This is a genomic window from Microbacterium natoriense, assembly GCF_030816295.1.
GTDB classification, from domain to species: Bacteria; Actinomycetota; Actinomycetes; order Actinomycetales; family Microbacteriaceae; genus Microbacterium; species Microbacterium natoriense_A.
On the sequence record NZ_JAUSXV010000001.1, the window covers coordinates 15133 to 28726 of the forward strand.

Consider the following 13594-nt stretch of genomic DNA (forward strand, 5'->3'; position numbering starts at 1 on the left):
GATGCCCCGTCCCGGATTCCGGGGCGGGGCATCTGCGTGCACGAGTCAGGCCTTGGGAGCCTCACCCCGGTTCTCGACCACGGCTTCCGCCGCGGCGATCTCGGCGGCCGGGCTCTCAGCTCCGACCACAGCGCCGACGCGCGCGGCATCCGCTTCAGCCTCGGCGTCTCCCGTGACGACGACCGGGGTCGTGCCCGTGAGAGCCTCTTCGGCGTCGATGTCGGCGGCCGCCTGCTCGAACTGCGACTGGTACAGGCGCCAGTACGCGCCCTGCGCCGTGATGAGCTCGTCGTGCGTGCCCTTCTCGACGATGTCGCCGTGCTCCATCACGAGGATGAGGTCGGCATCGCGGATCGTCGACAGGCGGTGAGCGATCACGAACGAGGTGCGTCCTTCGCGCAGCGCCGCCATGGCGTGCTGCAGCAGCAGCTCGGTGCGGGTGTCGACGGCCGACGTGGCCTCATCGAGGATGAGGATCGACGGCTTGGCGACGAACGCACGGGCGATCGTGATCAGCTGCCGCTCACCGGCCGAGACGTTCGAGGCGTCCTCGTCGAGCACGGTGTCGTAGCCCTCGGGGAGGGCGTGAACGAAGCGGTCGACGTACGTCGCCTTGGCGGCGGCGAGCACCTCGTCGTCGGTCGCGGTCGAGCGTCCGTAGCGGATGTTCTCGCGGATGCTCCCGGCGAACAGCCACGGGTCCTGCAGCACCATGCCGGTGCGCGAACGCAGGTCGTCGCGCGTCATCTCGGAGATGTCCTGCCCGTCGAGCAGGATGCGTCCGCCGCTGAGCTCGTAGAACCGCATGATCAAGTTGACCAGCGTGGTCTTGCCAGCGCCGGTCGGGCCGACGATCGCCACAGTCTGACCAGGCTCGACCTGGAAGGAGAGATCGGTGATGAGCGGGCGGTCCTCCGAATAGGAGAACGCGACGTGCTCGAACTCGATGACTCCCTTGCCGTCGACGACCGTGGGGGCGTCTTCGGCATCCGGGTCCTGCTCGTCCTCGTCGAGCAGCTGGAAGACGCGCTCGGCCGATGCGGTGCCCGACTGCACGACCGCAGCCATGCCGCCGAGTTCGGCCAGCGGCTGCGAGAACTGCTGCGAGTACTGGATGAACGCCTGCACGTCGCCGAGTCGCAGCTGACCGCTGGCGACCATGAGACCGCCCAGCACTGCCAGAGCGGCGTAGCTGAGACTTCCGACGAAGGTCATCGCGGGCATGATGATGCCCGAGAGGAACTGCGCCTTGAACGCCGACTGGAACAGCTCCTCGTTCTCGACCTGGAACTTGTCGAGTGCGTCCTGCTCGCGGCCGAAGACCTTGACCAGCGCGTGGCCGGAGAACGCCTCTTCGACGCGCGCGTTGAGACGACCGACCTTGCGCCACTGGGCGCCGAAGGCCTTCTGCGAGCGCGGACCGATGATCCCGAAGATCACTCCCATGAGAGGGAGGGCGATCAGGGCGACCAGCGCGAGCTGCCACGAGATCGAGAACATCATGACCAGCACGCCGACGACGGTGAGCACCGACGTGAGCGCCCCTGAGAGGGACTGCTGCATCGTCTGCGTGATGTTGTCGATGTCGTTCGTGACGCGGGAGATCAGCTCACCGCGCTGCACCTTGTCGAAGTACGACAGCGGCAGACGGTTGATCTTCGCCTCGACGTCTTCGCGCAGGCGCCACATGGTGCGCACCATGATCACGTTGATGACGTAGCCCTGGATCCAGCTGAGCAGCGCCGAGACCACGTAGATCGCGAGCACGGCGGCGATGATCCAGCGCATCGCGTCGAAATCGATGCCCGCACCGACCGTGAAGTCGTTCATGGCCGCGATCTGGTTGGCGAAGTCGGTCTGGCCGAACTGCCGCAGCTGCTCGATGACCTCGCTCTTCGTGGTTCCTTCGGGGAACCCGGGGAAGTCGCCGTTGGGCTTGGCGAGCTCGTTCGAGATGAAGCCGGCGTACACGAGGTTGGTCGCCTCGCTGAGCACCTTGGGAGCCGCCACCGACAGCACGACGCCGACGGCGCCGAGGAACGAGACGAACACGAACCAGACGGCGGAGGGCTTGAGGAGTCCGATCATGCGTCCGAAGCTCTTGCCGAAGTTGTCGGCCTTGCCCGGTGCGACGCTGTCCCAGTCACCGGAGTTCTGGCGGGCCTGCTCGGCGAGCTCGGCCTCGTACTTCTCTTCGGCGGTCATCTCGGGCTCGGCGACGGGTGCTGCCGTCTTGCCGCGACCGCGCTGCGGGCGCTTCGATGCGGTGTTGTCGCTCATGCGTCCACCCCCAGCTGCGACTCGACGATCTCACGGTAGGTCTCGCTGGTCTCGAGCAGTTCCTCGTGGGTGCCCACGCCGACCATGGTTCCTCCTTCAAGGACGACGATGCGATCGGCATCCGTGACCGTCGACACGCGCTGCGCGACGACGATCTTCGTGACGTGCGGAAGCTCGCGCCACAGAGCCTGCCTCAGGCGGGCATCGGTCGTCAGATCGAGCGCCGAGAACGAGTCGTCGAAGACGAGGATCTGCGGCTGGTGCACGATCGCACGGGCGATCGCGAGCCGCTGACGCTGTCCGCCCGAGACGTTCGTGCCGCCCTGAGCGATGCGCGAGTCGAGCCCGTCGGGCATCTCTTCGACGAAGTCGCGTCCCTGTGCGATCTCGAGCGCGTGCCAGAGCTCCTCGTCGGTTGCGTCCTCGCGGCCGTAACGGAGGTTCGAGGCCACGGTCCCCGTGAACAGGAACGGGCGCTGCGGCACCAGGCCGATGCTGTCCCAGAGCGACTCGACGTCGGCCTCGCGCACATCGGTGCCCCCGACGAACACGCCGCCGCCGGTCACGTCGAACAGCCGAGGGATCAGTGAGACGAGCGTGGTCTTGCCCGCACCGGTGGAGCCGACGATCGCGACGGTCTCTCCCGGCTGCGCTGCGAAGCTGATGCCCGACAGCACGGGCGACTCCGCGCCCGGGTAGGTGAACTCGACACCGTCGAAGGCGACAGCACCCGGAGTCGGGAATGCCGTGACGCCGTTGTCGGGGCGGGTCATCGTGGACTGCGCGTCGAGCACCTCGCCCACGCGCTCGGCGGATACGGCGGCGCGCGGAATCATCATGGCCATGAAGCTGGACATGATGACGCCCATCATGATCTGGCCGATGTACTGCATGAAGGCGAACAGCGTGCCGACCTCGACCGTGCCGGCGTTGACCTCGATGCCTCCGAACCAGATCACGGCGACGACCGTGACGTTGAGGATCAGCATGAACATCGGGAAGAGCAGCACGAAGAGCGAGCCGATCTTGCGGCCGACCACCATGATGTCGGTGTTCGCGCCGCGGAAGCGCTCCTCCTCGATGTCCTCGGCGCACGAACGCGCGGACGACGCGGACGCCCGTCAGCTGCTCGCGCATGATGCGGTTGACGTTGTCGATCTTCTTCTGCATGCTCCGGAACAGCGGCACCATGCGGCTGATGATGAGCAGCGCCACGATGAGCATGACCGGCACCGAGACGGCGATGAGCCAGCTCAGACTCGCGTTGGTGATGACGGCCATGATGATGCCGCCGATCGCGAGCAGCGGTGCGGTGACGAACATCGTCGCGCCCATCATCGCGAGCATCTGCACCTGCTGCACGTCGTTGGTGTTGCGGGTGATCAGCGAGCCGGCGCCGAACTGCGAGACCTCGCGCTCGGAGAATCCGCTCACCTTGGCGAAGACGTCGGCGCGGATGTCGCGACCGGCGCCCATCGCGGCACGAGCGGCGAAGTAGGTCGCGATGATCGATGCGACGATCTGGCCGAGCGAGACGAACAGCATGAACAGCCCGGTTCGCCAGATGTAGTCGGTGTCGCCCTGGGCGACGCCCTTGTCGATGAGATCCTTGTTCAGGGTCGGCAGGTAGAGCGAGGCGAGGGCGCTTGCGAACTGGAACACCAGGACGCCGATGAGCAGCCATCGGTACTTGGAGAGATAGCGGACGAGGATTTTCCCGAGCACAGGCGGACTTCCTTGTGGGATCAGAGGGGCGGATTTCTCGGCAGGCGGATGCCGGTCGACAATCGGCCGCAACATAGAGTGCCACGAGCCGCGGACATTCGCATCCCCCACAGGGATGACCTTCGCTGACAGCGAACCTTTTCGTCCTGGCCAGCGGTTTCTGCACTGAGGTCAACAGCGGAGGGCCGCGGCATCCGCTCTCGAAAGCGGACCCCGCAGCGTCCCTGACGTCAGAAGAGCGGTCTCTGCGGCACGTACGCCCTGGCGTCGGCACCCGCATCGGGCCCAGCCTCGGCGATGGTCGCCGGCTCCCACTTCGGGTTGCGGTCCTTGTCGACCAGTTGTGCGCGAATCCCCTCGACGAGATCCGGATGCTGGGTCACGAACCACATGACACGGCGGTATTCGCCCTCCAGGGCTGAGCGCAGGTCCGGCAGTACGCGCGCCTCGCGCACCGCGTCGAGCGTCACGGCGAGTCCGGTGGGCGCGAGGCCTTCGAGCAGATCGGCGATGGCCGCGGCATCCGTCGTCCCCTGCGCCTGCAACCGGGCGACGATCTCGGCGACCGTGTTCTCGGAGAACGCCTCGTCGATCCACTCCCTCGCGTCGGGCAGCTCGGTGGGCTCGGGGGTCTCGTCGAACAGCAGCACGATCTCGGCGGGGCCGGTCGGGTCGGCACGGTAGGCCAGCGCCTCACGCAGCGCCTCGAGCCGGTCGGACGGGACGAAATGGTCCGCGAACCCGAGGTAGACGGCATCCGCACCGTTCATGGTGCCGCCGGTGAGACCGAAGTACTCGCCGAAGCGGCCGGGCGCGCGGCCGAGCAGCCAGGTTCCGCCGACGTCGGGGGTGAAGCCGATGCGGGTCTCCGGCATCGCCAGCTTCGAGCGCTCCGTGACGATGCGGATGGCGGCGTGGCCGGCGAGGCCGATGCCGCCTCCCATCGTGATGCCGTCGGCGATCGCCACGATCGGCTTCGGATACTCGGCGATCATCGCGTTCATCGCGTACTCGGCCCGGAAGAACTCGATGGTCTCCGCCGAGCGCCCTGACACGATCTGCGCGTGCAGCTCGCGCACGTCGCCGCCCGCGCACATGCCGCGCTCGCCTGCTCCGTCGATCATCACGATCTGCACGTCGGTGTCGTCGAGCCAGGCCTCGAGCGCTGCGGTGATCTGCACGATCATGCCATGGTCGAGGGCGTTGATGGCCTCCGGGCGGTTCAGCGTGAGTCTCCCCAGGGCTCCTTCGGTGCGGACGATGACGCGCGGGGCAGCGGTGGGTTCGGTCACGAGAGCCAGGCTACTCCGTCTGATCTGTCGGCATTCCACAGCGGAAATGCACGATCGTGCAGCTTTTCCGGCAGGATAGATGGAACTGCCCAAGCAAGAAAGGGGCCGCGCATGCCCGAAGGACACGTGCTCGAGTTCACGCGCGTCACGAAGCGATTCAACGACGTGACGGCGGTGTCCGATTTCTCGGCGCGCGTCGAGCCAGGCGTCGTCACGGCCTTCCTCGGCCCGAACGGAGCAGGAAAGACCACGACGCTGCGCATCCTGCTCGGCCAGGTGCGGCCGAGCAGCGGCACGGCCACGATCGGCGGGGTGGCCTTCGCCGACCTCCGCACGCCCCTCAAGACCATCGGATCTGTGCTCGAGGAGACCGTGTACCGCCCTCGGCGCAGCGCTGCGCGACAGCTCACGATCGCCGCGAAGGCCAACGGCATCCCGCTGGCGCGCGTCGACGAGGTGCTCGCGCTGGTGGGTCTCGACGGCGAGCGCGAGGGTCGCATCGGAAGCTTCTCGCTCGGCATGCGCCAGCGGCTCAGCGTCGCGCACGCCCTGCTCGGCGACGCCGGCACGCTCGTGTTCGACGAGCCCGCGAACGGACTCGACCCTGAGGGCATCCGCTGGATGCGCCTGCTCATGCGCCGCCTGGCCGACGAAGGACGCACGGTCCTCGTGTCGTCGCACGTGCTCAGCGAAGTCGAACAGGTCGCCGATCATGTGCTCGTGCTCTCGAAGGGCCGACTCGTGCTCTCCAGCGGCATCGAGAGCCTCGCCGACCCGGCATCCGGATCGGTTGTCGTGGACGCCGCCGACCGGGCCGCGCTCACCGCGGCTCTGGCCGAGGCCGGCTTCGAGGTCGAGGTGCTGCGCTCGGGTCTCACTGTGCGCGGCGGAGACGCCAAGACGGTCGGTGCGCTGGCCGCGACCGCCGGCATCGCATTGAGCACGCTCGTGCAGCGCGGCCCGACGCTCGAAGACGTGTTCATCGACCTCGTCCGCGGCGGCAAGTTCGAGCCGCGCCCCGCGATAGCGGCGGCAGCCGACGACGTGGTCGTCGACGACACGACGGATGCCGAGGAGTCGGACATCGACGCCGCAGGTACGAGTGCGGATGCTGTCGATGCCGGAGCCGTTGCTGCTGCCGACGCCGCAGGCGCGGAGGCGGATGTCATCGCAGTCGACGGCACCGCGGATGCCGACGCCGAGGTCACTGTGACCGATGCGGAGGCGGATGCCGCAGCGGTCGCGACCGTAACGGATGCCGACGCCGGCTGGGACGAGACGGAGCCGCGCGCAGAGGCCGACGCCGACGCCGACGCTCCTGGCGACTCCGAGGAGACGAACGCCGAGAGCGGCGAAGACCGCGCCGACGGCAGCGCTGCGCAGACCGAGTCCGCGGACGTGCCGGTCGATGCCGACGCTGCGACGGCCGAGGAGAGCGCGTCGCCCGAATCGGGCCCGTCGTTCGACGAGATCCTCTTCGGGTCCGGCCCCGCGGCTTCCGCTGAATCCTCCGCCGTCGACGCTTCCGGCGAGCCGGGAGACGATCATGTCGGCACGGAGATCTTCGCGGGCCTCGGCGAGGAGTCTTCCGAGGAGGTCCCGACCCACGACAGCGCGGCCGATCGAGCAGACTCCGCCGAAGCGCACGGCGACGACGCCTCCGAGGAGGCGGGCGAGGCCGAGGAGGCCGACCCGCGTTCCGCTGCGGTGAGCTCGATGCTCGCCGCCGCAGCGCGCGCCTACTACGACGATGAGCCTCAGCCCTACCCGTTCGGCGAGGGCTCCGACGAGGCCTCTGCTTCAGACGAGCACGGGGACAGCGCACCCGACAGCAACGGCCACTCAGAGCAGGCAGAGCACGACGGTTCGGAGCACGTCGAGACCGCACACGTAGACGCCGCACACGTCGACACCGACACCGCTGCAGGCGGTGAGGAGCACGTCGACGCCGAGGACGAGTCCCCGCACAGCGAAGACCATGGACACGGCGAGCACCAGGAACACGGCGAGCACCACGAACACGGCGAGCACAACCAGGGCGAGCACGACCACCACGAGGGCGAGCGCCACCACTACTGATCGCGCCCCGGCTGACCGAACCCCTTCGTGCTCAGGCACGGAGGGGTTCTCTCCTGTCCGGGTCTCAGGCGGGTCGCGGCCGGATCACGGGTCGCTTGCTGCCCTTCGACACCGGAGTCGGCGCGGTCGCCACGATCTCCTCGACGTCGGCCGGCTCGGTCGACACGTCGAGCCGAAGCGCCTGGGTCAGAGCGAGCCCGTGGCGTGTGGTGAGGATCAGCCGGCGGTAGTCGTCGTCGCCGTCGAGGTCGATGACGACGCTCGGCCGCCGACGCCGGATCAGCACGAAGTCGACGGTTCCCGCGGCTTTCCACGATCCCGCCGCGAACACACCGGGGATGTGCGTGCCGGGACCCGGGACTCCGCGGAGCCAGGTCCACGCGTCATCCGTCAGCTGCACTTTGGTGATGGTGTCGCGGGCGATCCGCACGTTGTCGCGGTGGAAGCTCGCCGCACGCTCGATCGGCGAGAGCACGATCTCGAGTTGCGTCTGGTCCAGGAGCAACGTCACCATGACCCTAGTCTGCCAGCGCATTGCTGACGGATGTCTGGAACATGCTCACAGGAACGCAACGATCCCGGCCGAACCGCCTGCACCGCTCTGACAGAACGGGCGCAAAACCGAGTCAGGCCGGCGCGTCGGCGGCCGCACGCGCGGCAGCGGGGAGCGCCGCCTCGATGAGCCGCAGCTCCTCTTCGCCGTGAGCCGCGGTGAGGAACCAGGCCTCGAACACGCTCGGCGGCAGGGCAACGCCCTGCTCGCGCATCGAGTGGAAGAAAGGCGCGTACCGGAAGGAATCCTGGGCCTGCGCCTCTGCGTAGTCTCGCGGAGCCGACGCCCGGAACGAGGCGTTGAAGAGGTTGCCGGCCTTCGCCACGGAATGAACGACCCCGGCGTCGGTCAGTGCGCCTTCGAGGGCTGCCACCAGACGAGCGGATGCTGCGTCGATCGTGTCGTACACATCCGCCGTCGCCAGGCGCAACGTCGCCAGTCCTGCCGCGACGGACAACGGGTTCCCCGACAGCGTGCCGGCCTGATAGACGGGCCCGAGCGGCGCGAGCAGATCCATGATCTCGGCGCGGCCACCGAGAGCAGCCAACGGCATCCCTCCGCCGACGACCTTGCCGAACGTGAAGATGTCGGGGAGGTAGTCCTCGCCCGCCGCCGCCTGCAGTCCCCAGAAACCGGCGGGATGCACGCGGAACCCGGTGAGCACCTCGTCGAGGATCATCAGGGCGCCGTGCTCGTGCGCCGTGTCGGCGATCAGCCGGTTGAACCCGGGCACCGGAGCGACTACGCCCATGTTGGCGGCCGACGCCTCGACGATCACCGCCGCGATCCGATCGCCGTGCTCTGCGAACACCGCGTCGAGAGCGGCGGGATCGTTGTATCCGATCACCAGGGTCTGTGCGGCGATCGGGGCGGGCACGCCGGCTGAACCGGGCAGTGCGAGAGTCGCGACGCCCGACCCCGCCTCCGCGAGCAGACCGTCGGAGTGCCCGTGATAGTGACCGGCGAACTTCACGAGCAGATCGCGCCCGGTGGCACCGCGCGCGAGTCGGATCGCCGTCATCGTCGCCTCGGTGCCGGTCGAGACCAGTCGAACCCGCTCGATCGGACGTGCGTCGCCGAACCGGACCCGATCGGCGATCAGAGCCGCGAGCTCCACCTCGCCCTCGGTCGGCGCGCCGAAGGAGAGTCCGCGCGTCGCCGCCTCCTGCACGGCAGCCACCACCTCGGGGTGCGCATGCCCGAGCAGTGCAGGGCCCCATGACGCGACCAGGTCGACGTACTCGTTGCCCGCGGCATCCGTCACGCGTGCTCCCGACGCCGACGCCAGGAAGCGGGGGGTACCGCCGACGGAGCCATAGGCTCGCACGGGCGAGTTCACGCCGCCGGGCGTCACCACACGGGCGCGGGCGAACAGGTCGTCATTGCGATCGGTCATGGATCCATTCTCTCAACGACCCGGGAGGGGTGGTGAACGACCGGCGCGGCCGTGATCAGTCGCGCAGCCAGCCGGCAGCTTCGGTCGCCCAATAGGTCAGCACGGCATCCGCGCCCGCACGGCGGATCGACACGAGCGACTCCAGAACAGCGGCGCGACGGTCGATCCAGCCGTTCGCCGCGGCGGCCTCGACCATCGCGTACTCGCCCGAGACCTGATATGCCCACACCGGAATACTGACGGTGTCACGGACCTCGCGCAGCACGTCGAGGAAGGCCATGGCCGGCTTGACCATGACGATGTCGGCGCCCTCCGCCTCGTCGACGACGGCCTCGCGCACGCCCTCGCGACGATTGCCGGGGTCGAGCTGGTAGGTGCGTCGGTCACCCTGCAACTGCGAATCCACGGCCTCGCGGAACGGTCCGTAGAAGGCGCTCGCGTACTTCGCGGCGTAGGCGAGAAGCAGCGTGCCGGTGAACCCCTCGGCATCGAGCGCTGCGCGGATGACGGCGACCTGACCATCCATCATCCCCGAGAGCCCGAGCAGCTGCGAGCCCGCGCGCGCCTGCGCGAGCGCCATCGACGTGTACCGCTCAAGCGTCGCATCGTTGTCGACCGAACCGTCGGCGGCGAGCACTCCGCAGTGACCGTGGTCTGTGAACTCGTCGAGGCACAGATCGGTCTGGACGACGAGGGCGTCGCCGACCTCGGCGGCCAGCGCCTCGGTCGCCACATTGAGGATGCCGCGCGGATCGTCGGCTCCCGAACCCTGCGCATCGCGGACCGCGGGAACGCCGAACAGCATCACGCCGCCGACGCCGGCCGCGGCCGCCTCGAGCGCAGCCGCGCGCAGCGAATCCAGAGAATGCTGCTGCACACCCGGCATGGAGCCGATGGCGACAGGCTCCGAGAGCCCCTCGCGCACGAACAGCGGCAGCACGAGCTGACGCGGTTCGAGCGACGTCTCGCGCACGAGCGACCGCACGGCGGGCGACTGCCTCAGCCGGCGCATCCTCGTCTCGGGGAAGCTCATGGTGCGAGCTCGTCCGCCGCGTGCGGCAGCGTGAAGTGCGACACCGCGTCGATGAGCGCATCCACCGTCTGGCGGTCGGCCACGACCGTGATCGGAAGACCGGCTTTGAGCGCGTCCTTCGCTGTGCGGGGGCCGATGGCTGCGAGCAGGGTCTTCTCGGGGATGTCGGGGAACTGCTCGCGCACCTGCTGCGCGACCGACCCGCTGGTGATGAGGATCGCGTTGATGCGTCCGTTCTGCACGTCGCGCATGATGCGGTCTGTGACGGGAACGCCGACGGTGCGGTAGGCGACGACGCTGTCGACGTCGTGGCCCGCCTTCTTCAGCAGCCTGCTCAGCACGGGCTTCGCGATCTCGCTGCGCAGCGCCAGGATCTTGCGCGACGCGATGCCTTCGAGGGCGATGATCTGCTCGGCCATGCCCTCGGCCGAGTTGTCGTCCTCGGGCACGAGCGCGACCTCGTAGCCCACAGCCTGAAGTGCCGCAGCCGTCGTCTCACCGACCGCCGCGATCCGGGTCGTGCGCGGCACGACCGCGCGATGCGCGAACATCACGTCGACGGTGGTGGCGCTCGTGACCGTCAGCCAGTCGTACGCGCCGTCGGCGAGATTCTCCAGTGCGCGATCGAGAGCCGCCTGATCGGTGGTCGGGGCGAAGTTGATGAGCGGCGCGACGACGGGGACCGCCCCTTGCGAACGCAGACTCGCGGCGACGCCGTCACCCCACGGTCCACCGCGCGGAACGAGGACTCGCCAGCCGTCCAGCGGCCGGTCGTGATGAATTTCAGTCATGAGGAATGCTCTCGGGAGACAAGGTCAGCCGCCCCTTGATCGAGCAGCCGACGGGCAAGATTCAACCCGAGCTCGCGTGCTGCGTGCATCGGGTCTGCACCATCGGCAGCATCCGCTCCATTGCCACTGCCGCTCCGACGAATATACTCCCCGTTCAGGTCCTCCGTGACGTCGAGACCGATTCGTTGCGCTCCGTCGGCGGCGTAGACGACGGTTCTGACGCGCACCGACGAGCCTGCGACGACGGCATGAGCGGCCATGGGCGCCTGGCATCCCGCGTCGAGCCCTTCGAGCACGGCCCGTTCGACGGTGATGGCGAGACGAGTGCTTTCGTCGTCGAGCGCGGCGAGGGCCGAGAGCAGCTCGGGGTCGGCATCCGTCCTCGTCTCGACGGCCAGCGATCCCTGCCCCGGCGCGGTGGGCCACTCGGCGAGACCGAGCTCCTCTCGGCGGAGCGGAGAGTCGGTGCCCAGACGCGACAGGCCGGCGGCGGCGAGGATGACGGCATCCAACTCGCCTGTCGCCACCTTCTGCAGTCGCGAGTCGACATTGCCGCGGATGTCGACGACGTCCGCATGCGGAGCACGGATGCGCACCTGGGCGATGCGCCGCGGCGAGCCGGTGCCGATCCGGCTTCCCGGGATCAGCTCGTGAAGCGGGATGCCGTCGCGCGTGACGGCGACATCACGTGCGTCCTCGCGCAGCGGCGTGGCCGCGATCACGAGGCCGTCGGGCTGTTTCGTGGGCAGATCCTTCAGCGAATGCACGAGGAAGTCGCACCCCCCCGCGAGCAGCGCCTCACGCAGACGCGTGGCGAAGATGCCCTGTCCGCCGATCAGCGACAGCGAGGCGCGATTCGTGTCGCCCTCGCTCGTGATCGGCACGAGCTCGACGGAGCGCCCGATGACCTTCTCGAGGGCGGCAGCGACGTGGCCGGACTGGGCCTGCGCGAGCGCGCTGCGGCGAGTCCCCAACCTGATCGGAGTGCTCATCGCAGACCTACTGCAGCACGTCCGCGATCTCGTCGAACCGGAGCCTGCGCCCCGTGTAGAAGGGCACCTCCTCCTTCACATAGAGACGCGCGTCGGTGTAGCGGAGATCGCGCATGAGATCGACGAGCTCTGTGACGTCGTCGGCCTCGAGAGGCAGCAGCCACTCGTAGTCGCCGAGAGCGAAGGCCGCGACGGTGTTCGCGATGACGCCCGTGAACGCGGCGCCCTTGCGGCCGTGATCGGCGAGCATCTTGCGTCGCTCCTCCTCAGGGGCGAGGTACCACTCCGGCGTGCGCACGAACGGGTAGAGGCAGAGCCAGTCCTTGGGCTCGACGCCGCGGAGGAAGCCGGGGACGTGCTGGCGGTTGAACTCGGCGTCGCGGTGCACGCCCATCACGTTCCACACCGGCAGCAGCGTGCGCAGCAGCTCGGTGCGCCGCAGTCGCCGCAGTGCCTTCTGCAGATCCTCAGCGGTCTCGCCGTGCAGCCACACCATCAGATCGGCGTCGGCCTTGAGGCCGGAGACGTCGTAGAAGCCCCGCACCGTGACGCCCGAGTCCTCGATGTACGACACGATCGTCTCGAGTTCGGTCGAGTCGGATTCGGTCACCGGGACGTCGGGATTGCGTCGCCAGACCGCCCAGAGGGTGAAGCCGGATGGGTTCTCTTCGCGCTCGTCGGACATGCATCCAGTCTGCCCCCTTTATGCGGAGGGTGCGAACCGGCCCTTCGACGGGCTCAGAGACCCAGACGGCGGCGCCTGGTCAGCGGGATGCGGCGCGGGCGAACACCCAGACGGCGCTGCCGACCACAGCGGCGAGGGCTATCGCCGCGGCGACGGCGCCCACCGGATTGCGGTCGGCGAATCGCCGGGCCTTCACTGCTGCGCGAGCCGAAGCCTTCTCGAGTCGCCGAGGAACGTTGCCCTTGATCTCGATCGCGGCGAGAGCGGCCTTGAGCTCCGCGCGCGCAGAGCTCACCGGATCGGCGATGCCGAGCGGAACCGCGGTCTTCGGCAGTGCCGTCGCCGACACGGCGGCGGAGTCAGAATTCGTCATTGCCGGATCCCTTCGCGAGCTTGATGTCGGTGGCGACCGCCTGCGCGGGGTTCTCGCGCGAGAGGACCTTGCGGAAGCGCAGGAACCCGAGCAGGCCGAAGAACAGCATCGCCAGGATCAGGATGCCGAAGACGGCCAGCGCCGAGAGCCAGACGGGCCACCACGACGACAGCCCGGCGATCGCGAACACGAGGATGACCGGAACCGCCCAGAACAGGAAGAACAGCGCGACGAGGAACCAGACCGAGCCGATCCCCGCATCCTTGGATGTCTTCGAGACCCACGCCTTGGCCGCGTCGATCTCGGCCTTGACGAGGTTCGTGATGAGCTCGGGCAGATCGCCGAGCAGTGTCAGCAGGCTGTCGTCCGCGCGATCCCGGAACGGGCGGGGCATC

At 68.5% G+C, this 13594-nt stretch carries 11 protein-coding genes and 1 pseudogene; 1 reads left to right on the top strand and 11 read right to left on the bottom strand.

Translation table 11 applies throughout. The annotated features are described in order from the left end of the window. Positions 1-45: 45 nt before the first annotated feature. From QFZ53_RS00075 to QFZ53_RS00085, 3 genes and pseudogenes are all read right to left on the bottom strand, one after another. Entirely contained in the window at positions 46-2205 is a 2160-nt protein-coding gene (locus tag QFZ53_RS00075; protein ID WP_373426308.1) for an ABC transporter ATP-binding protein, read from the bottom strand. Positions 2206-2276: 71 nt separating this feature from the next. Further along, a pseudogene (locus tag QFZ53_RS00080) lies at positions 2277-4005 on the bottom strand (ABC transporter ATP-binding protein). 230 nt (positions 4006-4235) lie between these two features. Beyond that, a complete protein-coding gene (locus QFZ53_RS00085) occupies positions 4236-5297 on the bottom strand; it encodes an enoyl-CoA hydratase/isomerase family protein (protein ID WP_307292234.1) in 1062 nt (353 codons plus the stop codon). Positions 5298-5408: 111 nt separating this feature from the next. On the opposite strand from QFZ53_RS00085, the gene QFZ53_RS00090 reads away from it, so the two are divergent. Beyond that, positions 5409-7376: an ATP-binding cassette domain-containing protein gene (locus QFZ53_RS00090; protein ID WP_307292238.1), complete on the top strand. Its 1968-nt coding sequence runs from the start codon at positions 5409-5411 to the stop codon at positions 7374-7376. A 64-nt stretch (positions 7377-7440) separates the two neighbouring features. Here the strand turns inward: QFZ53_RS00090 and QFZ53_RS00095 are convergent, their stop codons facing one another. The 8 genes from QFZ53_RS00095 to QFZ53_RS00130 all read right to left on the bottom strand — a co-directional run bounded on the left by QFZ53_RS00095 (position 7441) and on the right by QFZ53_RS00130 (position 13593). Further along, positions 7441-7890 carry a hypothetical protein gene (locus QFZ53_RS00095; protein WP_307292242.1) on the bottom strand — a complete coding sequence of 150 codons (450 nt, stop codon included), beginning with the start codon at positions 7888-7890 and terminating at the stop codon, positions 7441-7443. Between the two features lie 112 nt (positions 7891-8002). Further along, positions 8003-9325, bottom strand: a complete 1323-nt coding sequence (gene hemL, locus QFZ53_RS00100) for a glutamate-1-semialdehyde 2,1-aminomutase (RefSeq protein WP_307292243.1) — start codon at positions 9323-9325, stop codon at positions 8003-8005. 55 nt (positions 9326-9380) lie between these two features. Next, complete coding sequence (hemB, locus tag QFZ53_RS00105) at positions 9381-10358, bottom strand: porphobilinogen synthase (RefSeq protein ID WP_307292245.1); 978 nt, start codon at positions 10356-10358, stop codon at positions 9381-9383. Beyond that, positions 10355-11149: a uroporphyrinogen-III synthase gene (locus tag QFZ53_RS00110; RefSeq protein ID WP_307292247.1), complete on the bottom strand. Its 795-nt coding sequence runs from the start codon at positions 11147-11149 to the stop codon at positions 10355-10357. The genes hemB and QFZ53_RS00110 overlap by 4 nt, the downstream gene beginning before the upstream one ends. Beyond that, positions 11146-12141 carry a hydroxymethylbilane synthase gene (gene hemC / locus QFZ53_RS00115; RefSeq protein WP_307292250.1) on the bottom strand — a complete coding sequence of 332 codons (996 nt, stop codon included), beginning with the start codon at positions 12139-12141 and terminating at the stop codon, positions 11146-11148. Before hemC ends, QFZ53_RS00110 begins: the two co-directional genes overlap by 4 nt. 7 nt (positions 12142-12148) lie before the next feature. Further along, positions 12149-12826 carry a hydrogen peroxide-dependent heme synthase gene (gene hemQ, locus QFZ53_RS00120; RefSeq protein ID WP_292905160.1) on the bottom strand — a complete coding sequence of 226 codons (678 nt, stop codon included), beginning with the start codon at positions 12824-12826 and terminating at the stop codon, positions 12149-12151. Between the two features lie 79 nt (positions 12827-12905). Next, positions 12906-13199 (bottom strand): hypothetical protein, encoded by a 294-nt coding sequence (locus QFZ53_RS00125; protein ID WP_307292253.1) that lies wholly within the window; start codon positions 13197-13199, stop codon positions 12906-12908. After that, positions 13186-13593, bottom strand: a complete 408-nt coding sequence (locus QFZ53_RS00130; RefSeq protein ID WP_307292255.1) for a phage holin family protein — start codon at positions 13591-13593, stop codon at positions 13186-13188. The genes QFZ53_RS00125 and QFZ53_RS00130 overlap by 14 nt, the downstream gene beginning before the upstream one ends. Position 13594: the final 1 nt, after the last annotated feature.